General features: G+C 42.3%; 22 protein-coding genes. 20 read left to right on the plus strand and 2 right to left on the minus strand.

Annotation, left to right across the window (positions count from 1 at the left end):
• The first annotated feature begins 205 nt into the window (after window positions 1-205).
• The 19 genes from ACIH2S_RS00845 to ACIH2S_RS00935 all read left to right on the plus strand — a co-directional run bounded on the left by ACIH2S_RS00845 (window position 206) and on the right by ACIH2S_RS00935 (window position 20,302).
• Complete coding sequence (locus ACIH2S_RS00845) at window positions 206-1,021, plus strand: AraC family transcriptional regulator (protein WP_036949931.1); 816 nt, start codon at window positions 206-208, stop codon at window positions 1,019-1,021.
• Complete coding sequence (sctC, locus tag ACIH2S_RS00850) at window positions 1,011-2,711, plus strand: type III secretion system outer membrane ring subunit SctC (protein ID WP_108478664.1); 1,701 nt, start codon at window positions 1,011-1,013, stop codon at window positions 2,709-2,711. The genes ACIH2S_RS00845 and sctC overlap by 11 nt, the downstream gene beginning before the upstream one ends.
• Window positions 2,702-3,829: a type III secretion system gatekeeper subunit SctW gene (gene sctW / locus ACIH2S_RS00855; RefSeq protein WP_036949938.1), complete on the plus strand. Its 1,128-nt coding sequence runs from the start codon at window positions 2,702-2,704 to the stop codon at window positions 3,827-3,829. The genes sctC and sctW overlap by 10 nt, the downstream gene beginning before the upstream one ends.
• Before the next feature lie 23 nt (window positions 3,830-3,852).
• A complete protein-coding gene (locus tag ACIH2S_RS00860; protein WP_036949941.1) occupies window positions 3,853-5,919 on the plus strand; it encodes an EscV/YscV/HrcV family type III secretion system export apparatus protein in 2,067 nt (688 codons plus the stop codon).
• Between the two features lie 11 nt (window positions 5,920-5,930).
• The gene (locus ACIH2S_RS00865; RefSeq protein ID WP_036949943.1) at window positions 5,931-6,335 is read left to right on the plus strand and encodes a type III secretion system protein; all 405 of its coding nucleotides are present in this window, start codon (window positions 5,931-5,933) and stop codon (window positions 6,333-6,335) included.
• 6 nt (window positions 6,336-6,341) lie between these two features.
• The gene (sctN, locus tag ACIH2S_RS00870; protein ID WP_108478767.1) at window positions 6,342-7,634 is read left to right on the plus strand and encodes a type III secretion system ATPase SctN; all 1,293 of its coding nucleotides are present in this window, start codon (window positions 6,342-6,344) and stop codon (window positions 7,632-7,634) included.
• Window positions 7,634-8,089, plus strand: coding sequence for a hypothetical protein (locus ACIH2S_RS00875; RefSeq protein WP_036949946.1), 456 nt, complete (start codon window positions 7,634-7,636; stop codon window positions 8,087-8,089). Before sctN ends, ACIH2S_RS00875 begins: the two co-directional genes overlap by 1 nt.
• Entirely contained in the window at window positions 8,061-9,329 is a 1,269-nt protein-coding gene (locus ACIH2S_RS00880) for a type III secretion protein (RefSeq protein WP_108478665.1), read from the plus strand. Before ACIH2S_RS00875 ends, ACIH2S_RS00880 begins: the two co-directional genes overlap by 29 nt.
• Window positions 9,329-10,258, plus strand: coding sequence for a FliM/FliN family flagellar motor switch protein (locus ACIH2S_RS00885; RefSeq protein ID WP_036949950.1), 930 nt, complete (start codon window positions 9,329-9,331; stop codon window positions 10,256-10,258). The genes ACIH2S_RS00880 and ACIH2S_RS00885 overlap by 1 nt, the downstream gene beginning before the upstream one ends.
• Window positions 10,259-10,260: 2 nt before the next feature.
• On the plus strand, window positions 10,261-10,926 hold the full coding sequence (locus ACIH2S_RS00890) for an EscR/YscR/HrcR family type III secretion system export apparatus protein (RefSeq protein ID WP_036949952.1): 666 nt from the start codon (window positions 10,261-10,263) through the stop codon (window positions 10,924-10,926).
• A gap of 16 nt (window positions 10,927-10,942) precedes the next feature.
• Window positions 10,943-11,215: a type III secretion system export apparatus subunit SctS gene (gene sctS, locus ACIH2S_RS00895; protein WP_036949954.1), complete on the plus strand. Its 273-nt coding sequence runs from the start codon at window positions 10,943-10,945 to the stop codon at window positions 11,213-11,215.
• On the plus strand, window positions 11,212-12,006 hold the full coding sequence (sctT, locus tag ACIH2S_RS00900) for a type III secretion system export apparatus subunit SctT (protein WP_036949956.1): 795 nt from the start codon (window positions 11,212-11,214) through the stop codon (window positions 12,004-12,006). Before sctS ends, sctT begins: the two co-directional genes overlap by 4 nt.
• Before the next feature lie 32 nt (window positions 12,007-12,038).
• A complete protein-coding gene (locus ACIH2S_RS00905) occupies window positions 12,039-13,112 on the plus strand; it encodes an EscU/YscU/HrcU family type III secretion system export apparatus switch protein (RefSeq protein ID WP_108478666.1) in 1,074 nt (357 codons plus the stop codon).
• A gap of 128 nt (window positions 13,113-13,240) precedes the next feature.
• Window positions 13,241-13,774 (plus strand): type III secretion system translocator chaperone SicA, encoded by a 534-nt coding sequence (gene sicA, locus ACIH2S_RS00910; RefSeq protein WP_108478667.1) that lies wholly within the window; start codon window positions 13,241-13,243, stop codon window positions 13,772-13,774.
• 13 nt (window positions 13,775-13,787) lie between these two features.
• Complete coding sequence (sctE, locus tag ACIH2S_RS00915) at window positions 13,788-15,932, plus strand: type III secretion system translocon subunit SctE (RefSeq protein WP_430247926.1); 2,145 nt, start codon at window positions 13,788-13,790, stop codon at window positions 15,930-15,932.
• 18 nt (window positions 15,933-15,950) lie between these two features.
• On the plus strand, window positions 15,951-17,267 hold the full coding sequence (locus tag ACIH2S_RS00920) for an IpaC/SipC family type III secretion system effector (protein ID WP_430247928.1): 1,317 nt from the start codon (window positions 15,951-15,953) through the stop codon (window positions 17,265-17,267).
• 5 nt (window positions 17,268-17,272) lie between these two features.
• The gene (locus tag ACIH2S_RS00925) at window positions 17,273-18,271 is read left to right on the plus strand and encodes a hypothetical protein (protein ID WP_196712478.1); all 999 of its coding nucleotides are present in this window, start codon (window positions 17,273-17,275) and stop codon (window positions 18,269-18,271) included.
• 54 nt (window positions 18,272-18,325) lie between these two features.
• Complete coding sequence (locus ACIH2S_RS00930; RefSeq protein WP_349488121.1) at window positions 18,326-20,032, plus strand: hypothetical protein; 1,707 nt, start codon at window positions 18,326-18,328, stop codon at window positions 20,030-20,032.
• 9 nt (window positions 20,033-20,041) lie between these two features.
• Window positions 20,042-20,302 (plus strand): acyl carrier protein, encoded by a 261-nt coding sequence (locus ACIH2S_RS00935; protein ID WP_036949962.1) that lies wholly within the window; start codon window positions 20,042-20,044, stop codon window positions 20,300-20,302.
• 65 nt (window positions 20,303-20,367) lie between these two features.
• Here ACIH2S_RS00935 and ACIH2S_RS00940 read toward each other — a convergent pair whose 3' ends face one another.
• Window positions 20,368-21,216 (minus strand): alpha/beta hydrolase, encoded by an 849-nt coding sequence (locus ACIH2S_RS00940; RefSeq protein ID WP_430247929.1) that lies wholly within the window; start codon window positions 21,214-21,216, stop codon window positions 20,368-20,370.
• Window positions 21,217-21,318: 102 nt separating this feature from the next.
• Window positions 21,319-23,370, minus strand: coding sequence for a TonB-dependent receptor domain-containing protein (locus tag ACIH2S_RS00945; protein ID WP_187128594.1), 2,052 nt, complete (start codon window positions 23,368-23,370; stop codon window positions 21,319-21,321).
• Between the two features lie 476 nt (window positions 23,371-23,846).
• Between ACIH2S_RS00945 and emrA the strand changes: the two genes are divergently transcribed.
• Window positions 23,847-25,019, plus strand: a complete 1,173-nt coding sequence (gene emrA, locus ACIH2S_RS00950; RefSeq protein WP_108478675.1) for a multidrug efflux MFS transporter periplasmic adaptor subunit EmrA — start codon at window positions 23,847-23,849, stop codon at window positions 25,017-25,019.
• Window position 25,020: the final 1 nt, after the last annotated feature.

Here is a 25,020-nt window from a genome sequence, read left to right on the forward strand (position 1 = left end):
TTAATAAAAAATAGCGAATCATATTGACTTCAATGCTCAGCATTTAAATATAAGAACATAATATAGTCAGCTGAATTTATCTTATTCATTCACACCCTTTATTTTTATAGTTAATTCCAAACTATTCCAGAGTATTCATTTGTTTTTTTATATTTAATCAATGAACCTATATCAAGTAAAAATCAATGGATAAGGTCTATTTATAATGTCGAATGAAGATATTGCTAAATTATTGGCGAGTAGAAATAGTTGCTTTTCTTTACAAGACGTATTGGTCTTGTCAATACCAAAAGAAACTATAACCTCAATAGAAACTGTAACCACAGTAAAAGCGAAAGCGACGCTTTGTTATAAATCTCGGTATACAAATTTAAATATTAAAGTACAAGAACCCGCTATCTTTGTTTGCGGTTTGGATGAATTAACGATTGAAGATAAAGCCTTATGGGATATCTATACAATGGAATTATCTGAACTCGTTGAAACGCTGGCTATTATTGATACTGCAATGGGGCAATCCTTTCTTGCAAAAAAAGCCACCAGAGAGAGTGATGAAAACCAACTAGGTGAATTCATTCTATTTGACGATGAAATATCAGCACCTGTTTTAATTAAAAATATCGTAATTGATTTGATCATTAAAAAGCAGCCGTTATTTGATGATTGGTGTGATGTATTAAGACGCTATGAAGCGTATGGAATGATGCGCTTTTTAATTTCAGCCGCTCAGCAAGACAAAAACGCCAATATTAATCAACTGTGTGCCCGTTACGGCATTTCCGCTTCTTATTTTAGACAACTCTACCGAGAAAACTTTAATAAAACCGCTAAACGCAAAATTATGGGCGTACGTATGGGGGCGGCCATTTTGCAATTAATTGAAAGTGAAAGTTCTATTTTAGATGTTGGGTTAGAAGCAGGTTACTGCTCCGCCTCTCACTTCACGAATGATTTGAAAAAAGAATTGGGATTAACCCCATCAGAAATAAGGCACCTTGGAGCAACGTTATATGAACAGTAAAAAATTAATGGCGGTTTTTATCTCGCTGTTTTTACTGAGTGTAAATATCAATACCGCGCAATCAGAAATGATGATTGCAGAGCCGGTAACACAAGAAAGAAGTGCAGACACGTTTGTCGCGAATAATATCGCGGTAGGCAAAGTGTTTGATGCTGTAGCGGAACAAATTAACAAGCCGATTATTTTAAGTAAATTGGCATCCCAGAAAAAAGTGACGGGAAATTTTAACCTCGCGAATGCCGATGAAATGTTTAAAGCCTTAACGCGTCGTATCGCGTTAGTCTGGTATGACGATGGTGCAGGCATTTATGTCTATGATAATAGTGAAATGCGTAGTCTGATTATTCCAACTCATAAAGTCAGTAGCCAGCAAGTTCTCAGCTATATTCAACGTAATGGCATCTATGATGCGCGTTTTCCTGTTCGTTCCCAAGGTGGCGACACGATGTTATTTGTGTCGGGACCGCCGCTCTATGTTGAGTTGATTAAAGGTGCCGCGTTGTATCTTGGCGAGCAACGCAAACAAGAAGAAAAAACCAGTGGTAATGTTGCGGTACTCCCGCTGAAGCATGCCTCTGTAAGCGATCGAAGTTACTCATTACGTGGTCAATCGATCACGGTTCCCGGCATGTTATCGGTGATCAGTTCCCTGTTTAAAAATGGGGGCAGTAGCGTCGAAGAAACCCTCGAAATTTTACCTGCAAAGCTCAATACCGATGGGGATGAAATTGATGCCTTGATGGATGCACCCATTGGTGGCGCTCGTCCTGAAAATCGCCAAGTCACCGTCAAACGTGGTGGCGCATCAAATAGTAGCTTTTCTCTGGTTGCCCATCCTGACAGCAACAGCCTGATTGTGAAAGGTAGCCCTGAGCAGATCCGTTACGTCCGCGATTTGGTTAAAACATTAGATAACCGCCGCCGCCAAGTGGAGCTTTCTTTGTGGATCATCGATATCACGCGTTCTGAGTTAGATAACTTAGGGGTCAATTGGGAAGTCGGTTCTTTTAACGTAGGCGGTGGCTCTGTTTCTTTCAATCGAAGCACTTTACCCGATAGCAGCAAGTTTTTAGTACAAATTGATGCGCTAAGCAAAAATGGTAATAGCCAAATTGTCTCGCGTCCGGTGCTACTGACCCAAGAAAACGTTCCTGCGCTGTTTGATAACAACACCAGTTTCTACGCCAAGCTACAAGGTGAACGTACCGCAACTCTCGAATCTGTCACTTACGGCACGATGATCAGCGTCATGCCGCGCATTTCAGCCGGCCAAAGTGTTGAAATGGAAGTCAATATCGAAGACGGTGCAGAGAACCGTGATAGCAGCGGTAAAACGTCCAGCGTTGAAGGGCTTCCGACGGTTAACCGTACCAGCATTAATACCGTGGCACGTATCGCCAAAGATAGCAGTTTATTAATCGGTGGTTATACCCGCGACCAATATATTGAAAATGAAAGCAAAATTCCTCTTCTTGGTGATATTCCTTGGGTGGGTGGCTTATTCCGCCATAGTTCGACCAATCAACAAAAAATGGTGCGCATCTTTTTAATCCAGCCGCGTTTATTGGATGAAAACGAAGTGTGGGATGGGAGACAATTTTCCGAGAAAGCCCGTATTACACAAAAAGATAGCCAACTGCATGGAACTGTACAGTTTCTCCAGCAATACATGAGGGATTCATGGCAATAACCCCGCTGAGCTATAGCAATCGCACGCTACTGAACGCACAAGATAAGAGTCGTACAGCCACGAAAAGCAGTGATGACTCCGATGAAGCTGCGCGTGGTGCGGGGGTGATTGACAGTTCCAGCGAATACGCTTCGATGGCGATGTTGGCCGCGAGCCATGTTCGTCGAGGCGGTTCGAAAAAAGGGCAAGAAGAGGAGTGGATGCGCTTTGCTGAGCGCATCTTAGAAAACAATGCGGACGAAAAAGTGCTGAAGATTGAAGGAATACTCAATCGTCAGTTGATGACACCTCAGCAGCTACGCGCCTTTTTATTGCAGTTTTTCTCTGATCCTAGCGATTTACTGATGGTGCTTGCCGCGCTTATCAACCGTAAAAAACTCAAGCAGGAGCAGATTGATCATTTACAAGAGTTAGAGCGGTTACTGCTAACGGAAGATACCAACCGTACGGCGCAGGCAGGGGCAAACATCGCGCTAATTGCCAAAGCGTTTGCCCAAACTCTGCGTGAAAGTGCTGGGAACTTACGCACCTTATACCGCGAATTTATCGGTTATGACGGTCCAGTGGTCTATTTATACGAACAGTGGGTAGAAGAAATGGAACTGATTCAACGGGAAAACATGATGCGTTATCTCGCAAGGGCCTTGGCGTGTGACTTACAAGCACTGCCGCTGGGAGACCTCAATATCAGTGAGTTTGGCAGCTTCTTTACACGAATTGGTCGTCTGCGTGAATTGCAGTCACTAGACCGCACATTTAGTCAGCAATTTCTCCAATCGGGTCTGTTTCGCCAGCAAGCGAGCTTGTCACAAAAACAGTTGTCACAAAACCTCTTGCCGCAGAGCCAATTGGAGAAGGTGCTAAGCCAATTATTTACCAGTGGGATCCGTAGCCAAGAAAGTTTCAATGACAAGCTGGTGAATTTTATTCAGGAACAATTAAGTGCCATGACCACGGATCTACGTGCTCGCTTTGTTCAGCTTCTGATTATTGCGTTTTCAATTATCCCAGTTGCCATTTTTTACTCATTGGAAGCGCGTGATGAATTACTCGACCAATTAAAAATACAGATGGATCAACTGTTGGCGCAAGAGCAGCGCTTACGTCGACAACCCTAATTTGACAGGAAATACACGATTTCATGAAAAACTTAACCGGATTTTTATTGCAGATCCGTAATCGCCCTGAGCTGATGGTGCTAGTCATCATGGTGATGGTTATTGCGATGCTGATTATTCCGTTACCTACCGTCTTGGTCGATTTATTGATTGCACTGAACATTATGATTTCGGTGCTGATCTTTATGAGCTCGTTTTATATTACGCGAGTTCTTAACTTCCAATCCTTCCCGTCTATTTTGCTGATTAGCACGCTGTTTAGATTGGCGCTCTCTATTAGTACCAGCCGACTTATTCTGCTTGAAGCAGATGCTGGCGACATTATCGATACCTTCGGTGAGTTCGTTATTCAGGACAACTTAGTGGTAGGAATGGTGGTATTCGCCATCGTGACGATCGTGCAATTTATTGTTATCACTAAAGGTTCAGAACGTATTGCTGAAGTGGCAGCTCGCTTCTCCTTGGATGCGATGCCCGGAAAACAGATGAGCATCGATGCGGATTTACGCGCCGGGGTTATCGATGAAGCGACCGTGAAAATTAAACGTGGCGAACTGGAAAAAGAGAGCCAATTATTCGGTTCTTTTGACGGTGCGATGAAGTTCATCAAAGGGGATGCCATTGCCGGTATCGTGATTATTTTCGTCAACTTAATCGGCGGAATATCCGTGGGTACGGCTCAGCAAGGCATGGATCTCTCCACGGCATTAAATACCTTCACGTTATTAACCATCGGTGATGGGTTGGTCGCACAAATTCCAGCGCTTCTTATCTCTATCAGTGCGGGCTTTATTGTGACCCGCGTGGGTGGCAATGATAAAAACTTGGGTGAAAACATTGTTTCTGAACTTTTTGACAATGATTTCACCATCCTGATCACCGCATTTATCGTGCTATTCATGGGGTTTTTACCCGGATTTCCAACCGCCATTTTCTTATTCCTTGCGGCATTGCTGATGGGGTTATTTGCCACTCGCTATTTTAAAAAGCGTAAAGCACAGCGAAAAGAGCAGCAATTGGGTGAAGAAAATCTGCAAACCGAAGCCACTGAAGGGGAAACTCAGCGCGCGAATGATGATTTCGACGATGAGTATATTCCTGAAACTTTACCCGTCATTATCTCGGTTAATCAGCAATATAAGCAGCATCTAGAAGATAATAATTTTCTATCTCGCATGAAAAAAGATGTGTTTATTCGTTATGGATATCGCATTCCAGATATTGCTATTAACTATTCGCCTATCGTGCCAGAAAACAAAATTGTGGTGCTAATAAACGAAGTAAAAGCGGGTGAATACGATGTCTATTTTCATGGTCAACGCTTACTAACAGCGAATGATGAGCTGGAATACCTTGGTATGGAACTCATCAAATATACCGATGAATATGGTTCAGTCAGCACCTGGTTTGACAACCAATACAGCGAAAACGTCGAGCAACTCGGTCTATTAGTGCGCGATGACGTAACGGAAATGATTGATTGCGTCAGTACGCTGCTTTTACGCCACATCAATGAATTCTTCGGGATCCAAGAAACTAAAAATTTACTGGATGATCTTGAAAGAAAGTACCCCGAATTACTGAAAGAATGCTATCGCCACGCCACCGTACAAAAAGTCACGGAAGTTTTTCAACGTTTATTAATGGAAAAAATTTCGGTGCGCAATATGAAGCTAATTATTGAAACCTTAGTGCAATGGGTGCCCAAAGAGAAAGACAGCATGATGCTGGTAGAGCACATTCGCAGCTCAATGGCGCGTTATATCTCATCCCGTTTCTCGGTGGAAGGGCGTTTGAATGTCTTAATGGTGAATGCCGAACTGGAAGACACCATTCGCCAAGGTATCCGTCAATCATCTGGTGGCGTTTATTTGCATTTAGAACCTGAAAAAAGCAATGAGCTTATTCAGGCTGCTGAATTGGCATTAGAAAACAGTTACTTATCTGTTAGAGATGTCAATGTACTGGTACCAGTGGATATCCGCCGGTTTGTGAAAAAAATCTTAGAAGGTCGTTTCCCTGAACTTGAGGTGCTCTCATTTAATGAGGTTTCCGAAATGGTGAAGGTCAACGTTATTAAAACGATATAAGGAATACGTAAATGAAATACCGTTTTGTCGAAAAATTGAATGAATTTTTAAATGCCATGGGGCGCAGTGATTTAGTGAATCCGCAGCTTGATTGCCATTCCAATATTCAACTCGAAATGAGTGATGTACCTGCGATTAATATTGATTTGTCATCGGATGATTTAATTATTTGGTGCAGCTTAATGGAATGTAATTACAGCCGGCTCGATGCATCCCACGCTTCATTATTAAAAAGCATTTTAGAATATGTACCACGTAATTTTTATCCAGGGCAACCTGCACTCAATATTATGGAAAATAACTTGGTGCTGTCCGCGGTATTAAAGGAGACTTCATTGGATGACATGCAATTATTTGCTGATTCTTTTGAAGAATTCTTTGAACGCGTTAACGAATTGCGTCTGCAATTATCGTAATTGATGATGAAACTTTTTGACGTTTGCGCACATCCTGTGCGCATTCATGGATGCCTGATTGAAGCTCCATTGAATGGCGTATTTATTGGCGAGATCTGCTTTATTGAGCAGTCATTGGCACAGCCAAAAGTTATCGCCAAAGCGCAAGTAATAGGCTTCAAAGAAGGGCTAACTGTTTTGAGCCTCATTGGCCGTGCTCAGGGCTTCACTCGTGAAGTGGTTATTCGCCCAAGTGGCTACCCATTTGTATTCCAAATGGGGGAGCATCTTGCTGGGAATATTTTTAATGCTGCTGGGGAATTAGAAGGCGCATTAAGTCAGAAAAATAGCGAAATCACCCAGTTAAAAACCAAGCTGCAACGCATTGATAATCCTCCAGTGAGTGTGAATAAACGCCGTCCGGTGAATGAACCGATGGTCACAGGAATTCGCGCTATCGATGGATTGCTCACGTGCGGGTTAGGTCAGCGTATCGGTATTTTTGCAGCCGCGGGTAGCGGTAAAACCTCCTTAATGAACATGCTGATTAATCACGCTCACGGGGATATTCATATCGTGGCACTGATTGGTGAGCGTGGGCGAGAAGTGATTGAGTTTATTGAAGAACTCAAGCAGTCCCCCCATGCGGATAAAACCATTTTAGTGTATGCCACCTCCGACAGCCCGCCGATTGAGCGTTGTAATGCCGCCTTATTGGCGACAGCGATGGCGGAATATTTCCGCGATTTAGGAAAACAGGTTTTATTGTATGTCGATTCGATGACCCGTTATGCAAGGGCGTTGCGCGATGTGGCTCTTGCGGCAGGAGAGCTTCCTGCACGTCGTGGTTATCCTGCCTCTGTTTTCGAGCAACTTCCGTTATTACTCGAACGTCCAGGGCGCGTAAAACAGGGTTCTATTACTGCGTTTTACACCGTGTTATTAGAAAGCGAGGAAGAAGCCGACCCTATCGGAGATGAAATTCGCTCTATTTTGGATGGACACATTTATCTCAGTCATAAACTTGCGGGGCGAGGACATTACCCTGCGATTGATATTTTGCACAGTATTAGCCGTGTTTTTCAGAAGGTAACAACGCCGGAACATCGCCAATTTGCTGTCGATATTCGTGAAAATTTATCTCGCTTAGAGCAGATCAAGCTGTACCTCGAATTAGGGGAATACCAGCGAGGTGAAAGCCAAGAAAATGACCGTGCTTTAGATAAACAGCAGGATATCAATCATTTCTTACAACAAAACATGGATGAGTCAGAGGGCTTTGAGGAAATGTTAGCCCAATTACACCATTTGGCATCCTGATGATTAATCAATTATTAGCGTTGACTGAAAAGCGTCTCGAAAGAGTGCAGTTAGAGCAAAGCAAGCTGAAAATCGCCATTTTGCAGTTGCAGCAACAGCGCCAAGATATCCACCAACGGATCGCCATATTAACTCTACAAGTTGGGGTGTATGAAAAATCTGAAGAATTAACCCAAATGGATTTTTGGGAACGTCAACGGCAAAAAGCCGTGGTTTTATCAGAAATCGCCCAATGTGAATTTCAGATAGAAAACATCAACGCTGAATTATCTAAGTACCATTTATTGAAGCAGCAAATGACTGAAAGAACGTTCATTTTGCGTAATAAGTGCGAGAAATTCCGAAAATATCTCAAGCAACAACGTAGGGCGCGGTGGTTAAAATTAGAGCGTCAGCAACAAAATGAAATCGAGGAGCTGTTTGTTCATGTCGACAATAAAATCACTGCCCAGTGACAATACATTTAATTCCGTAATGGAAGCTAAAATTTCATCACTTGGTTTTAATCATCAAAAATATAACCAGCAAAAACCGGGTTTTCAAAAGCAGGGCAGTCAGCAGCATTCAGTCAAAAAAGCGGCTCAGGATATTGTTCAAAAAAAACTGACTCAAGTGACCGGTAATAATAAAAAGCCTAAAAAACCAGTAGAGGAGTTGGCAGTACCCGTTCTGTTGAACTTACCGACTCAAATCCAGCATATGCACTCTGGCGTGAAAGTGGCATTTCTCTCTGCAGAATATGGCTCAGATAAAAACAACAGCGAAGCGAACCATTCACTAAGTGCACAACCTGATGACTTATTAGGGCAAACGGTGAGTGAAGATGATATTCCTCAGATTACGTTTAACGCCAATGTTGAGGTGGTATCGATTGGTCAATTAACTAACGCGAAGACCGTTAAAACAAAAACTATAGAACAAAAAGCGGCTCGCTTTTTGTCAGATAACCCGACAAGTGTCAAGCAGACCCAATGGATGAGCATCCCATTAGCGCAGCAGACTGAAGTTGTGGATATCGCGGTATTGAAATCACCTTTGCGTGATGGTCAATCAAGTTTAGTGAGTGAAACTCACTCTGTGACTGAGCCTGTTATGCAAGCTCAGCATGATTTTGAGGGGCAGAATGCCTCTGCGAGTCACGAAAGCCGACCTGTGCCAAATGAGCGTCCTGTACCAAATGAGCGCCCGGCACCGCAACATTTTCCTGATATGAAAAGCTTCAATATTGAAAAATCAGAAGTCATTCAACCGGATGAAATGGATATTACCAAAAATATTTTAACGCAAGTGCGTGCAGAGATGGGAGATAAGCCACTGGCGGTGACGCCTCAAATTTCTACTTTTCAAACCTCGGCTTCTCAAACTTCAACACACACACAGCAAGCCTCTTCAATGGTAAACAAAGTCGCTGAATTGATGGCAGCTTCCGAAGTTGAAAGTTTCAAAACGGTGCCTTCTCGCACACTGAGTTACACCTTTAGCCAATGGCAAAATGCACCAACGGTCTCTTTTGCTTTAGCGAGTACCAACAAAGATCAGGTGGTGGCATCAACGCAAAGCGATGAGGTTCAGCAGGCTTTGCAAGACAACCAGCATTTATGGACAGGTGAACAAAAAATGGTAATCCGACGTGAAGAGCAGGAAGGTCAACAGCGTCAACGGCAGCAACAGCATCAGCAAGACGAGGAGTCCTAATGCTAAACATTCATCGAATTAGCCACCGAGAAAAGCAGGTGAGAGAGTGGCAGCAGCGTTTTCAATGGGACTTAGACATGCATATTCCCAAAGTTGGAGAGCGCTATTTTCAAGTCACTCTACACAGTAAAAAGCAGAAAACTCAAGTGCTGGTGAATGCTGAAGAGTGGTGCCGTCACCGCTGGCCTAAGTTGGCTCATTACGCATGGAATCTTTTAGATACCAAAAGCTTATGCAAAGTTTTTACTTATGAAAATACCGGAAAGGCGTTTTTCTCCGAGCAATTCCGTTGTCATGGCGTCGAGATTATTGATGATGAACAGCTCCTACAACCAAGGTTCACGGTGAAAGAAAAGAAACTTGGCATTGTGCTGTTAGCTGAGCCTATTGAAGGGCTAATCGAGCGTAAGGCGCAAAACGGGATAGCCGAGCAGCTTAAGCTGCAAGCCGACTGGATTTTAGGTTATAGCCATATCAGTCGCAAAATTTTGCAGTCTATCGCGCTTGGCGATGTGCTGCGTATTCAGCAATTACAATTAGATATGACCGTTGCAGGGCGTGTATTGGCCCATTTTCAAAAACAACAAGAAGGCATTTTTATGATTGAACAGTTAATGACAGCAGATGACGAACAGATAGATTCTGCGGTGGAAGAGGAGTTTGTTGATGAAACTGTTCGTCCTTTTAATTTGCACGACCTCACGGTCAAACTGACCTTTGTATTGGGTCATTCAGACATCAGTGTAGAGGAATTGGATTCACTCCAGCCGGGAGCAATCTACTCAATTGGTGAAAATAAAGAACGTGAAGTGAAGGTGTATGCCAACAAGCAACTGATCGCAGAAGGCGAGCTGACCTATATTGGTGATAGTGACGAATTAGGCTTAGAAATTAAGCGATTGGTAAGCTTAGGCGATAAAAGGTTATAAGCATGCCAACGGTTCCGAATGAAATACCTTTATTAGTCCTTATCGCCTTTTCCACACTGCTACCTTTTATTATTGCAGCGGGAACTTGCTATCTAAAAATCTCGATTGTGCTGATTATGGTGCGCAATGCGATGGGCGTACAACAAGTCCCTTCGACGATGGCACTTAATGGTATCGCCTTATTACTGTCCATTTTTGTGATGATGCCTGTGCTGCAAGATGTGAACAATTACATGCGCCACGAAAGCGTGGATTTTAGCAATGTGGAATCCATCGACAACTTCGTTGATAACGGACTAGGGCGTTATAAAGATTACTTAGTGAAATATTCCGATCCTCAATTAGTGAATTTCTTCGAGTCTATTCAGCAGGGTAAAACGGAAGCCGAGGTACAAGAAGAGCAAGCGGCGCCAACGCTATTTTCATTACTGCCAGCCTACGCATTGAGTGAAATTAAATCTGCGTTTGAAATTGGTTTTTATATCTATTTACCGTTTGTGGTTATCGACTTGGTGATCTCAAGCATTCTGTTGGCACTCGGTATGATGATGATGAGTCCCGTGACTATCTCAGTGCCAGTGAAATTGATTTTGTTTGTGGCAATTGATGGATGGTCACTGATTTCGAAAGGGCTGGTGATGCAGTATTTCGAACTCGCACAGCATTGACGTAAGGGAATAGAAAATGGATTCAATCATTTATGTCAGCAATAAAGCGATGTTGTTGATCGTCATATTGTCAGCGATTCCTGTGATTGTGGCGACGGTCGTGGGGTTGTTAGTCGGGCTTTTACAAACCGTGACCCAACTTCAGGAACAGACATTACCTTTTGGTATCAAGCTATTAGCCGTATTTGGTTCCTTGTTTATGATTTCAGGTTGGCTGGCGGATAAAGTGATGAATTACGCTATTGAAGTCATGACCACCGCTCTGCCTGCGATAGGGTTATTTGGATGAACCAGGAGATGCTCTCATTAGCGTCGTCCTTGTATTTTAATTTCCAACAAGGGCTAGTGAAGATTGCGTTTGCATGGTTGCGCATTGCCCCTGTGATGTTCTTCCTGCCTTTTTTGAGTAATAAATTACTCAATGGTGGGATCATTAAAAACTGTGTCGTTGCGTATTTGGCGTTAGGAATGTGGCCTTATCTTACCGCTCGCGAAATAAATTGGGATGAAATCAGCCTCAGTGAGGTTTTCATTTACGAAATCAGTATTGGCATTGTATTGGCGCTGATTTTAGGGCTGCCATTTATGATTGCCAATGTTATCGGCGAGTTGATAGATACCCAGCGGGGAGAAACCATTAGTAGTATTGTAGACCCTGCGAGTGGTACAGAAGCCTCTGAATTAGCAGTATTTATCAGTTATATCGTGTGTATGGTGTTTTTGGCGCAAGGGGGCATGTACCAACTCGCCAACGTATTTGCGCAAAGCTACCAATTATTGCCCTTTGCTCATGGGTTTACGTCATTCAATAGTTTACCGTTAGGGGAATGGATAAATAAGGCAGTAGTGAACGGAGTGATATTAACGGCACCGATTATTGTGACACTCTTTATTTCGGAAGTAGCGCTTGGGTTATATTCCCGTTTTTGTCCGCAATTAAACGCATTTTCATTGTCTTTGGCAATTAAGTCGATTATTGCTTTTATTGTATTTTTACTTTATTTCCAAAATGAAGTTCCAGATATTTTGGTCAATATGATTTCGATATCGCCATTAAAAACTATTTTTTATTCACCTTAATGATTATTGATACGGAATTATGAGGCTGTGCTATGGCTGAAAAAACAGAAAAGCCTACCGACAAAAAAATAAAAGACTCTGCCAAAAAAGGACAAAGTTATAAAAGTAAGGACACCATAGCAGCAATTGTTTTAGTCACTGGTGCATTTGTTATTGGCGGAATGTCCAGTTTATATGAACTGGGTGGGTTAATGAAAAAATTATTATTAAACCCACATGATATTCATATCGATAATTTACTTTGGCAATTCTCAAAAATATTTTTGAGCATAGTGGTGCCTATTTTGATTGCCTGTTTTTTATCAGGCACCATTATTTCACTATTACAGAGTCGGTTTAGATTAGCGACCGAGGCAATCAAACTCGATTTTACAAAATTAAACCCAATTGCCGGATTTAAAAAAATATTCTCTTTAAATTCGCTTAAAGAGCTGATTAAAGCCATTTTGTACTTATTGGTCTTTAGTGTTTCCGCTGCCACTTTTTTTGTGGTGTGGAGACACGAAATTTTCATGTTATATCGAACCACGATAAATGGCATGACTACGCAGTGGGTAACTCTTTGTATTATCTTTGTATTTGTCTTTCTTGCAGTGGCGCTCATTATTGTTTTAGTGGATGCAATTGCAGAGTTTTTCTTATTTATTAAAAACTTAAAAATGGAAAAACAGGAAGTTAAAAAAGAGTACAAAGATAATGAAGGTGACCCCCATATTAAAAGCGCACGTAAAGGGCTACACCAAGAAATATTATCAGAGGAAGTGAAGTCAAATATTAAAAACTCGACATTCGTTATGGCAAACCCGACACACATTGCCATGTTAATTTACTATGACTCGAATGTCGCACCACTGCCTTTCTTAATGTTAAAAACTCGCGGGGTACAAGCGAAAGCCGTTATTAAATATGCAGAGCAACAGAATGTACCTGTAGTACGAGATATTATTTTGGCTCGTCAAATATGGCGAAATTATAAAAAGAACAGCTTTATTGATGAAAATGGATTACAGGATGTTATGCAAATAATTACTTGGCTGATCCGCGTGGAATTAGAGAAATTAGGAATAGATGTTGATGAAGCATTGGAAAAGTTAATTTCATCATAAATTTATGATGCTATGAATTAATTATTCATACATTGAATCGTTTTTTATAAGAAATGAGAAATTTGATTAATTATGATGCAACAGAGCAGTTTGCATCATATATCACGTATTAATAACGAGGTGACTATATGAACCACACAGAAACAAGCAGTACCCAAACTAACAGCACTCAAATCGAAATGGAAGCATTACTCGACGGAATTACCACGGCACTCATGGATGGGGCAACGTATAAAGATATTCATGGTATTCCACAAACCACGATGGATGGCATTTATGCCTACGCTTATGAATTTTATCAGCAAGGCAAGTTAGAAGAAGCAGAAACCTTTTTCCGCTTTTTAAGTATTTACGATTTTTATAACACTGACTATGTCATGGGGTTAGCGGCTGTTTATCAATTAACAAAACGTTATGAGAAAGCAACGGAATTATACGCACTCGCCTTTGTTTTGGCGAAAAATGATTACCGACCATTATTCCACGCAGGGCAGTGCAACTTGATGCTGAAGAAAAGCAGTGCGGCAATTCACTGTTTTGAAAGCGTAATTGAAAACAGCCTTGATGCGGATTTACAGAAAAAATCAGAAGCTTATTTGAGTGCTTTGAAGGCAAATATCGAAAAAGCAGAGACATCAGAATTATCGAACTCTAACACCTAGAGAAGGAAACACCATGAGTCAAGTCACCATGCCAGGCGTAAGTCACGCTTCAGGTAATGATCGAATTAATAATATTCACACTTTCTTGCAAGGGAATAACCCTTTGGGGCTAGGTGAGGCGAGCGCAAAAGCGGTATTAGCCTTAGAAGAGGCATGTGGTGAACTGATGTCTTCAGAACAAATGAAACGTCAGCGTTCAGAGCATCTTCCAAAGCTAGTAAAGCCTAAAATGTCGGCAATGAAAATGTCACCTGAAGCTCAGCAAGCGAAAGGATTTAATGCCAACGCGGTACTGATTGAAACATTCTCAACCATCCGCCAGTTATTACATGAAGGTAATATCGGTGAGTTAAATAACCGCTTGCAGTTATTAAATATTGAGTCGGCTGCATTACGCCAAAAAGGTGCGGAGTTATTGGATTCCTTTGCTGGTTCCACTGACCAGCTGAGAGACACCCATGACAAAATTGCTGAAAAAAAGGCTCAATTAAAGCCGCTGAATCTTAAATCTAACGACTTGGTTAACCAGCGCTCGAAAAATGTCTCTTTATTTACAAGTAATGAGCAAAAGCTGACCGAGCTAAGCACTCAGTTAGCAGAAAACAAAACCGCATTAGCTCAATTAGATTCGCTCCCGAAGCCTTATACCGAAGAAGTGTATCAGCGAGAGGTGATGTTGGAAGCGAACATTGCGCAACTTTCGAGTGAAATTGAGCAAGTTACCCAACAGCAAAAAACGTTAGATTCAAGCATTACAGCCTTCGATAGCGAACTCAGCGTACTCAAAAATGAGATTAACCAGTTAAACGTATCATTAGATTCGTTGCTAGATGATTCTGCCAAGATAGCCGCAATTGCGGATAAAGATCGTCAAAAATTAAATCAATTTATAGAGACTGCACCGCTGCAAACGAATGTTGATGGTGAAAAATGGGAAAATACCATTGCGCTGTTAACCATGCTCACCGCACAGCTCAAAAAAGCGATGAATGAAGATTCAATCCGCAACATGAAAGAGCAAGAAGAGGTGATGATGAAAATCAATGAAGCCTCTCGTAAAGACTCTGATAAAAAAGCCAAAGAAGCGGCTGAAGCAGAACGTAAGGCGGCAGACGCCAATAAAGCAGCATCTTGCGCCAGTAAGATTTTCAGTTATGTGATGCTCGCAGTTTCTGTGATTGCCACGGTTGCTACGTTTGGTGCCGCCGCACCTTTAACGTTGGCCGTTGCCGCGATTGGTATTGCGATGTCTGTCGCGGATATTGTCTTGGAAGAGACCGGACAGGGGAGCTTGATGCAAATGTTGGCGACGGAAATTTCCAGTGTCGTCACGGATATGTTGATTACTTTTGGTGTGCCAGAAGCGGAAGCCAAAAAGATTGGCAGCATCGTGGGAATGGTTCTTGCCGCAGTGGCATTTTTGGCAATTTCACTACTTTCTATGTCTTCATTTGTTAAAAATATCGCAAATACAGTAACTAATGTCACCAAAATGTTGGCGAAGAACGTGGGAACTTTACTGAAAAGTGCCGTGAAAGCGATGCCGAAAAGTTTTACGAATGCGCTAGGCAATATGGCAACGAAAGGTACCAAAATGGGACAGGCCGTTGCAGATAATACGGATGAAATGGTGAAACTGACAAAATTCACCAAGCTAGCCGATAAATTCGATGATGTTCAAAGCTTTGCTAAGGCGACGGATCAATCTTCGGACTATGTTTCCCTTGGTGGGCAAATGGTAAAAGTGAGTGATACAACAAAACTTGCGAAAGCCGCTGATAAGCTTGATGACGTAAAAGATATTGGTAAAACAGTAGAAAAAGTCTCTTCTTCAGGAAAAACGCAAAGCGTCAATATGGCGCGTTTGGAAGTGGGTATGAAAGGAACTGGCGCAGGTCTTTCTGTTGCCAATGCGGCAACTTCAGGTGGGTTACGTCTAGAAGCAGCAGCTCAGATGCGTGATATGAAAGAGATGCTCGCAGGCATGATGCTCAATAATGAAAGTATCCAAATGCTGACGGAGCTAATTAATTTATTAATCAAATCTATGTCTAAAAGCCATGAGCAATTTGAGGAAATGTTCAGCGGCATGATGACCACTCTTCACCAATCAAATAACAATAAAGTCGATATGCTGAAAACGGCTCGCTTCGCTTAAATTTTGGAGAATTTTTATATGACAACTATCGCTCAATCATTAAATTTACCTGCACAGATCCAACATAATGGCATTGGGTTTTCGGTTATACCTAAAACACAGCCTTCTACAGTAAATAATGCGCGCCAAGATATTCAGTTGAATGATATTTCTGGTGATTTCTCTGAGAGCGCCATTGATAGACCTGCATTATCTGTACCTGCATCAATAATGACGCCAATACAACTGCAAGCTGCATTATCAAAGTTAGATTCAGTGGAAAAAAATGCGCTATTGAACGATTTATACGGCTTTACTCTAATAACGCCAGAACAAGCGCAACAAGCAGTAGAAAAAGTCTTCGCCGCAGAAAGTAAAACGCTTAATCAGGTGTTGGCTAATAACCAGCAGCTGGATGAAACTGATTACAAACAAATTGCCCTTGCCATTCAAGTGATGATTGGCAGCAGTTTCTTCGATGGGTCATCGAAAAATTCGGACGTGATTGAGTTGGATAAGAAATCCACCAAGTCACTAGAAGGTGCAAAAGCTCAGCAATTTGTTGGCATCATTAGTAGCGACATCATGTTGGAACTGATTAAGCTAGTTCGTAAAGTGGTTGCAGAGCTGAATATTTCGGACCGTAGAATTAGTGCCGAATTTTTAATGCTTAACGCGAAAATGGTTGAAGCGGCAGCAGAGTCAACCATCAAAGAAGGTAAAGAGATGTTCACGGGTGCATTGACGGGGTTCTTTACTGCCTTGGCAATTAGTACAGCAGGCGCAGCTTTCCAAGCAAAATCTCTCCATCAACAGAATCAATCAATTAAAAATAACTTGGTTAAGGCGAACCAAAATGGCTCAGCAGCAGACCGCTTGAATGAGCTGAATGCAAATTCTCTGTCTTCGTCTTCAAAAAACAGTTCACTGACACTGAAAAATAAAGAGGGTGTGAGTGTGGAACTCGTTGATCAAGCAACGCCAGCACAGCAGGCACTGGCTAACCAGCGTGGTGCAGAGGCTGCACAACGTACTAATAAATTGGGGCTGTCTGAGCGCGATGAACATGAGCGTATTATGAACAAAACCCGTACAAAGATGGGGATTGCTGAGCAAGGTGGGCGCTTATCTGACAACGCAGGTCAAATGGCAACATCAGCGAATCAGGTTAATGTCAAAGCGGAAGAAGCGAATAAAATGACGCAGCAATCTGTTGCGGATGTGGCACGGAGCGTCTCTGCGGATAAAGATAAGCAAATTGATAAAAGCATGGACTTGGTTAAACAGATGAATGAGCACCTGCGCGAGATCCGTGAAGGTCAATTGCGTACCTTCCAAAGCGTGGTAAGGGGTTAAGCACGATGGAAATCATCACACAGAGACATTTAAACCCACAATCACCAGTCAATGGATCAGCGACCAAGCATCTAGATGCTCAGGACTCTTCCCTTGTTATAGGGGAAGGGCTAGTACTAAACCCCTCTTTAGATGTCTACCAACAAGGTCTTCAATTTGCCGCACAATTGGGCTCAGAAGTGATTGAAACGCAATTTCGTGAGAGTGCTGTTTCGGGCAACCTTGATAAAGTCAAAGATCAATATCGCTCAATGATGATGGCGATGAAACATTCATCTGATCAGTTTCAACGTGCCTCTCAATTAGTTGAGGATGGTCGTAGCCATATTTCTGCAACTTTTAATTTAATTGAAGAAATTCACGGAGACTACCAGAAAAAATACGGTGAAATCGTTAAAGCATCGACGGAGTATATGCAGGATGTTAATACGGCTGTGGGCCTAATGAGTTCTTGTGTCCAGGCAGGGAAAGACGGCAAAATTAATTTTAAACCTCTCGATTTTTTACACAAATTAGAAGGTTCGGTTTCAAAATATGCGGACGATAAACTCACTACTCCTAAAGATCTGGCTATGCGAGTATCTGAACCAAGTACATATTATAAATCCTGGTCTAGTAAAGACTCTCAAACAAAGCCATTTGTTACGTTTGACTACACGGAGGCAGAATTTAAATTCTGGGAAAAAAAACTCAGTGGTCAAGGATTTATTGTTAGGAAAAAGGGTGAAAAAATTGAAATCTGCCCTGATTTAAAGCCTATACGTGAAATATTTAAGTCTGTTGTTGAATCATCAGCTGAGTGGGGGGGAAGTGACATCATGGCTCAGGAATTGCAGAGCCTACAAACAGCCATTGATGCCCAAAAAAATTCGGTTAATAGCAGTACTTCCCGTTTATTAGAGACTTTTCGTCAAGATAATAGTCATTTTGAAACACTAGTTCAGTTATTAATTCAATTAATTAAAGACTTAAATCAAAATAATAATAGTCTGATCAATATGTAATTTAAGTCATTTATCCTATTTAATTTTAATCATAAGTAATTATGAGGAGTTTTTATGCCTATTATTGGAAGCGCTAATTCCGAAATAAGACGTTCGTCAGATATATCATTAAATACTACATCGCTAGCGGGTAATAATCCTATCAGCTCACAAATTTCGGCTGTTAATTCGGTAGGGGATCAAAATAGTTTCCCTGGGCGTTCTATAACAAATGACCAAGTTGCGATTACCGGAGATCGTAATGAATTACACCGAGCTAATCATAATAAACAAGCTACGATTATTCATCGGATGTTAAATGAGGCATTTCCAACAATTTCAAAGGACATGATTTCATCGGCACTTTGTGCGGGTGCGAGTGGTAATTTGATTCAACAAGAGATTAATTATCGCCCAGAGAATAATTTAATTCTATTAACGTTATTAAAACCGGAAGAATTAAAAGCTGAAAGAGGTCTTATAGAGAGCGCCGCAAACCTAATTAAAAAACTGCATGTGATGGGTGAAAAAAACTCGCAGGCAAAACATGTACTGGGGAATGAAGAAAAAACATTCGATAAAAAAATCGAATCGGTAATCTCTGGATTGGGTCAAGATAAACTGCAAATATTAGCCCAGCGTTTTCAGCAACAGTATGTTGACCCTGCAATCAAAGAAACCCTCCTGACTTATTTCAATCAAGAGGAAATTGATAGTCGCCCGATCAACGATTTCTTAGTGAGTTCTCTGAATCATGGTTGTGAGCAACGAGCAGCGGGTGCGATTAATGAGTATCAGCAACATAAAAGCCAAGCATTTGTGGATAAAGCCTGCCAAATTCATAATCTATTTTTGGCGTTGGAGGAAAAAATTGAAACCATTCGCCCTTTAAAAGTGATTATGGATTTAGGTCAGTCTTCAGCTCAGACACAATCTCCAACCGAAGAATTACCTTTAAGGGCAAATCGCATGGGGGATGATGAAATTGACGCTGGAAGACCGCATTTCAGAGCCTCTCCATCAACGCCTTTAACACCGTCAACACCGTTATTGCCAAGCAGCACTAGCCATAATGAAAATATGTATAATACTTATACTACGTATAATACGACAAATAATAACTATGCCTTTCCTCATGAAACGACGAGCATCAATTCTGTTCCATCCAATGATGAAGGAAATGAAAAACCATTATTACCGACGTCATTTAAATCTGTTTTGAATATAGAATTAGCTTCACCTGTCGTTCAAACATTGGGAAGTGTGAAAACCACACTTGAAATCCCAAACATTAAGCAATACCAACCACAAGTTGCTGAAAAGTCATTTTTAGAAAGTAAGCTATTAGTAAGTGAGAAAACGGTTAAGAAAGAAACTAAGCCAGTAATTGAGCAAGAAACTCAGCCAGGCATTGAGTTAGAAACCACCGAGCAAGTTAAACAACCTCTAAAATATGTTGCGGATATTCAATGGCTATTGTCGAAAAATTCAGGTTTCCAGAATCGCTATATTCAAACGAAATCAGGCTGGAAATTGAGTAATGGATCAGAAAATGCAGCAAAACCCGTTGTCACGACAGTAGGAGGGTTAAACCGCAGCCAAGCAGATAAAGAGATTTATCAAGGGTTGCGTACAGCACCACAAACGGTACCTGCGGAGCAAATGTTTGCAGATTCTATCGCGAAAGCCGATGAGCTTTTCACGGGTACGGAGCATGGCGCTTTAAGACCAAACCAAGCGGAAGTCGAGCGGTATAACGATAACGCCAAACGTTTTCCATAAGGTAATGACATGACCACACAACAAGATATTGCGCAGCAATGGCTAGAACGCCATCTTCAGCAAATTCGTGAGTATTCAGGTATCAACAAAACCTATTCCATGGATGCAGAGCTGATTGCCGATGTGCATATCGATTCTTTAGAGCTGTTGGAATTGATTACAGCGATAGAGGAATATACTGAACAGCCATTAAAGGATGAGGTGTGGATGAAGTGGCGACGGTTACAAGATATTGTGGATTACCTCGTTAGCGCCACCATAGACAGTTAAGTTGTCTTGTCAGTTTTCATCAATAACAACTCGGTTTCGTGCTTTTGGGCAGGAAACCGAGTTTTTTATGGCTCGGATGTGGCGATTTCCAACGCTTTCTTGATGGCATCAGGAATGACGCCACCATGAGTTTTGCCCGAAAATAAGGTGAAATCACAAACCCGTTGAGGGCTGTTTATGGCTTCACACACTTCACGCGGAGAAATCCAACTTTTGCGCGTTTGATAATTCTGCTTCTGCTCATCGGTTAAACGGCTTAAATCTGGCGTCTCTTCTAACTCACCGAGAGTGATATCTAGCGGTGATGCCTTCGATGGGCGCGTTAACTTATCTAAATTCACCATTTTCCCTTCTCCCCACCACAATGATGGGCTTGCCGCGACAAAATGCTGGAAATCCGCAGGGTGGTCTTGGTATGCCATCAGGGTAAATAACCCCCCAAATGAGTGCCCAAATAAGGTTTCACGCTGGGTATCTATCGGGAACTGCTGCTCAGCCCATGGGCGAATGGTGAAGGTGAGAAACTGGTACAGAGATTCCGCACCGCCCCCGTGTTGGAATGCATCGCCAGCAACTTTCGGCGTGTAGTCGTATGTGCGTTCTTTGTTGGGAAAAGCCTCAGGGCTGGGATAGCCGATACCAATAATAATCGGTAATTTTTCAGGGGAAAATTGCTGCGCAGCCTGATTGACCGCGAGCGGGTACAGGCCGTTCCCGTCTAACATAAACAGCACGGGACGTTTTCCTGAAATATGCTGTGGAACGGCGCTGTAGATACGCAGCTCGCGCTGACCATTGCGCATGTCATGATGCTGCACCGTATATACGTCCGCCACACGCGCATCGAATTCAGGAATATTCGGGTTGGGACGCGCCCAAGTATTGCTTGCGATACACATACTTGCGATACACATCAAGAGACTCGCTATAAACCGTTTTTTTATCATTGGGATTGTCATCGAACTAAAAAGAATCAGCGGGTAATCAGCGATAAGCATCATACCCGCAATCAGGGATTAGAATGTCACGTTGACATTCGCCCAGTAACGGCGACCATCTTCAACATCCCAGTTACCGCCATTCTCAGCGTCAATCTTAGAGCCTTTCTCGTTGGCAATATTTAACACCGCAAAATTCAGCTTGGTATTTTTCAGTAGCTGATAAGTCGCGCCCACATCCATAGTGGTATAGCCTTTACGGTAACGTGGAACGGAAGAACCGTTACGCTGTGCAGCCCACACTTGCTCACCTTCGTAATGCGCACGGGTGTATAAGTTGAGGTCTGGGCTATATTGCCAATCTAACTTCGCATTGGCTAAGTGCTTCGGCGTTTTATCCAATGGGTAGCCTTTGAGGGATTCGCCACTGGTGAGTTTTTCATCATTACTTTTACGTTCTGAATCGGTGTAAGTGTAGTTCAGGCTAAGGTTCCAATCTTCGGCAAATGGAATACCTGCTGCGATTTCTACCCCTTTAATATTGGCTTCACCGACGTTGTCATAGGTGTACAGGTTTAAGCCTGTCACTGGGTCTTTATCACCGGTGTAGTAGCTGGTGAGCTTATTTTTAAAGTCAGTATTAAAGAACATCAGGCTCGCGTTGAAGCCAGATTCATGGTCATATGCGATACCAATTTCTTGGTTAAAGCTTTTTTCAGGTTTCAGGTTGTCATTACCGTAAATGATCCCTTTACCTTTTTCTGTCGAGGTTTTGTAGTTCGGGCTAATTTCACGCAGGGTTGGTGCACGGAATGCTTGCGAGACCCCACCTTTGATGGTGATTTCATCGGTTAAATGATAAATCGCATAGCCGCGTGGGTTCCAGTGGTCGCCATAGAATTCGTGGTGATCTAAACGAATGCCACCGGTTAAAATCAGGTTTTCAGTGGCAGTAAATTCATCTTCTAAGAACAGAGCGTATTGATCTGCGGTTAACGAGACATTTTCCGTGGTTTTCGCACCAGTTGCGGAGGTATCTTTCAGTTTGGCGTGTTGGTACTGAGTCCCCGCCGTTAAGATATTATCCGGCAAGAAGGCGGTGACTTTACCATCCACTACCGTGTTAGTAATTTCTGGTACGCGCGCTTCATAAGCGTAATTATACAGCCCCGTTTTTGCGTCTTTGGTTTCGGCTTTAGTCTTACGTTTGGTTTGTTCTTGATAAACACTCACTTCCGTTTGGATAACATCCCAATCGCCTTTGTAGGTCAGCGCCATATGGTTACGGTTATTGTGAGTTTCAGACTTGGTATTATCACGTTTTACACCATTGAACATGGAGTATTCCGCCAGTGATTTACCCGGTTCCGCATAGCGTTCTTGGGTGGTTCTACCCGCTTCAAATAAGAAGGTTTGATTTTCCATCGGCGTGAAGGTTAATTTCGCGGTCAGGCTTTTATTGTCCTTTTTATCATGACCATCTGGAATTTTGTCTTCTTTACGGTAATCCCCGCCACCGTACAGTTGTAAACCGAGTTTATCTTTGATCAGCGGACCAGACAGGTAGAAGTTACCGTCCATGGAATCGCCGCTTTCGCTATTTTCTTGAATAATTGCGCCCGTAGTCACGCTACCGTGCCATTCATTGGTCACTTTCTTGGTGATGATGTTAATGACGCCGCCCATGGCATCAGAGCCATACAGGGAGGACATAGGACCACGGATCACCTCGATACGCTCGATAGCTTCAACAGGCGGCATAAAGCCCGCTTCAAAGCCGCCGCTACCATTTGGGCGAGATTCACGGCTATTTTGACGACGACCATCCACCAAGATTAAGGTGTATTCGCCGGATAACCCGCGAATATTAATATCTTGTTTATTGGCGCTTCCGACGACGCTGACACCTTCAACATCTTTGACTGCATCGGCTAAGTCGCGCACAGGTTTGTTTTGTAGTTGCTCGGCGGTAATAACGGTAACACTGGCAGGAGCATCGCGTAATTGCTGGGAATAACCCGATGCCGTAACGATCATTTTGTCTGAATTTTCTTCTGCTGTGGCGCTAAATGAAGCCAATGCTGCGCAAACACCCGCAGCGATTAAAGAGTAGTGATAGTGCGTTTTCATGTTTTTCCCTAGTAAAACTAAATGATAATGATAATCATAATGTTTGCGAATATTAACACAGATGCAGATAGAAAATAAATAATTAGCGAGCTATTTTTTGGGCAAAGTTTGATCACGGTTAACATTTTTTGCGAGGGAACTAGAGAGAGTAAAAAGCCGTACACATGGTAGAAAATGGACTAAAAAACGAGAGAATGACTTTTCTGGAGTGAAAGAAATAAATACCAATTATTATTTAACGATTCGCAATTATCTTATTTAGAATGTTTTTTATTATCTTTAAATAATCTCATCTTTTTTTGATTGCATTTGATTTTTCTAATTTAAAAACAAGATTGAAGATTGATTTAAAACAGAAAATAAAAATTAAAATGGATATTTAGTTAATATAAAACAGTTGGCTATTGCATTATCACGGTGAGTTCGTAAAGATAGGTTTATTGCTTAAATAAAGTCTATTTCCCTTGAGAGTTATTATGGAACAACCGACAAATTCAATTGAAGAACATCAAAAAACGAAACAAGAAAATAAAAGAACACTGTGGATGATCATCGCCACGGTTATTTTTGTTTTGCTGTTTGTCGCCTATGGCGTGTATTGGTTTTTGGTTCTGCGTTTTCAAGAATATACCGATGATGCCTATGTGTCGGGTTTGCAGATCCCTATCGTTGCGCAAACTACCGGAAATGTCACTCAAGTGAACTTTGAGAATACCGACTTGGTGAAAGCAGGTGATGTGCTGGTGGTATTAGATAAAACCAATGCGCAACTGGCTTATGAACAGGCCAAACATGATTTAGCGTCTACGGTGCGCAAAACTAAAGAGTTGTATATCAATGGAGATCAGTACCAAGCCCAAATCCAACAAAATCGAGTTTCGCTTGCACAAGCGCAAAAAGATTATCAGCGCCGTGCCGCATTAGGTCGCAGTGGGACGATTTCAAAAGAGGACTTACAGCACTCTCAAGAAGCTGTTCAACTGGCGCAAGCGGCGCTGGATATTTCGATTCAACAATATAACGCCAACCGCGCGTTGTTGCGTAATACGGCACTGAAAAACCAGCCAGCGGTGCAACAAGCGGCTGATAGTGTGCGCAGTGCGTGGATCAATCTACAGCGGACAGAAATCAAAAGCCCGATGACGGGATATGTTTCTCGCCGTAATGTGCAAGTGGGTTCCCAAGTTAGCCCGCAAAGCTCGTTAATGGCGATTGTGCCGGTTCAGCCTGTTTGGGTCGATGCTAACTTTAAAGAGACGCAACTTGAAAATGTGCGTATCGGTCAGCCAGTCACGATTAACAGTGACTTTTATGGTAGCAATGTAAATTACAAAGGCACCGTAGTGGGGCTGGATATGGGGACGGGAAGTGCGTTCTCATTGCTACCTGCGCAAAATGCCACGGGGAACTGGATCAAAGTGGTGCAGCGCCTACCTGTCCGTGTGGAGTTAGACCCTGAGCAAGTGGCGAAATACCCGCTGCGCATCGGTTTATCCATGAATGTGACCATCGATATTAAAGACCAAAATGGTCCCGTGTTGTCAGAAGTTCAACGCACGACTCCTGCGTTTGAAAGTGATGTTTTGGTGCTGAAGTTAAACGATGTGGATCAGGTGATCGACACCATTATCAGCGATAACGCGGATTAGT

This window comes from Providencia lanzhouensis (genome assembly GCF_050469745.1).
Lineage (GTDB): Bacteria > Pseudomonadota > Gammaproteobacteria > Enterobacterales > Enterobacteriaceae > Providencia > Providencia lanzhouensis.

Bases quoted from the DNA above. Each gene is read 5' to 3' on its own strand.
- ACIH2S_RS00930 (WP_349488121.1), top strand. From the start codon at position 18,326: ATGCCTATTATTGGAAGCGCTAATTCCGAAATAAGACGTTCGTCAGAT.
- ACIH2S_RS00845 (WP_036949931.1), top strand. From the start codon at position 206: ATGTCGAATGAAGATATTGCTAAATTATTGGCGAGTAGAAATAGTTGC.
- ACIH2S_RS00905 (WP_108478666.1), top strand. From the start codon at position 12,039: ATGGCTGAAAAAACAGAAAAGCCTACCGACAAAAAAATAAAAGACTCT.
- emrA (WP_108478675.1), top strand. From the start codon at position 23,847: ATGGAACAACCGACAAATTCAATTGAAGAACATCAAAAAACGAAACAA.
- sctC (WP_108478664.1), top strand. From the start codon at position 1,011: ATGAACAGTAAAAAATTAATGGCGGTTTTTATCTCGCTGTTTTTACTG.
- sctN (WP_108478767.1), top strand. From the start codon at position 6,342: ATGAAACTTTTTGACGTTTGCGCACATCCTGTGCGCATTCATGGATGC.
- ACIH2S_RS00925 (WP_196712478.1), top strand. From the start codon at position 17,273: ATGGAAATCATCACACAGAGACATTTAAACCCACAATCACCAGTCAAT.
- ACIH2S_RS00940 (WP_430247929.1), bottom strand. From the start codon at position 21,216: ATGTGTATCGCAAGTATGTGTATCGCAAGCAATACTTGGGCGCGTCCC.
- ACIH2S_RS00865 (WP_036949943.1), top strand. From the start codon at position 5,931: ATGAAATACCGTTTTGTCGAAAAATTGAATGAATTTTTAAATGCCATG.
- ACIH2S_RS00920 (WP_430247928.1), top strand. From the start codon at position 15,951: ATGACAACTATCGCTCAATCATTAAATTTACCTGCACAGATCCAACAT.
- ACIH2S_RS00885 (WP_036949950.1), top strand. From the start codon at position 9,329: ATGCTAAACATTCATCGAATTAGCCACCGAGAAAAGCAGGTGAGAGAG.
- ACIH2S_RS00875 (WP_036949946.1), top strand. From the start codon at position 7,634: ATGATTAATCAATTATTAGCGTTGACTGAAAAGCGTCTCGAAAGAGTG.
- ACIH2S_RS00935 (WP_036949962.1), top strand. From the start codon at position 20,042: ATGACCACACAACAAGATATTGCGCAGCAATGGCTAGAACGCCATCTT.
- ACIH2S_RS00945 (WP_187128594.1), bottom strand. From the start codon at position 23,370: ATGAAAACGCACTATCACTACTCTTTAATCGCTGCGGGTGTTTGCGCA.
- sctW (WP_036949938.1), top strand. From the start codon at position 2,702: ATGGCAATAACCCCGCTGAGCTATAGCAATCGCACGCTACTGAACGCA.
- ACIH2S_RS00860 (WP_036949941.1), top strand. From the start codon at position 3,853: ATGAAAAACTTAACCGGATTTTTATTGCAGATCCGTAATCGCCCTGAG.
- ACIH2S_RS00880 (WP_108478665.1), top strand. From the start codon at position 8,061: ATGTCGACAATAAAATCACTGCCCAGTGACAATACATTTAATTCCGTA.
- sctT (WP_036949956.1), top strand. From the start codon at position 11,212: ATGAACCAGGAGATGCTCTCATTAGCGTCGTCCTTGTATTTTAATTTC.
- sicA (WP_108478667.1), top strand. From the start codon at position 13,241: ATGAACCACACAGAAACAAGCAGTACCCAAACTAACAGCACTCAAATC.
- sctE (WP_430247926.1), top strand. From the start codon at position 13,788: ATGAGTCAAGTCACCATGCCAGGCGTAAGTCACGCTTCAGGTAATGAT.
- ACIH2S_RS00890 (WP_036949952.1), top strand. From the start codon at position 10,261: ATGCCAACGGTTCCGAATGAAATACCTTTATTAGTCCTTATCGCCTTT.
- sctS (WP_036949954.1), top strand. From the start codon at position 10,943: ATGGATTCAATCATTTATGTCAGCAATAAAGCGATGTTGTTGATCGTC.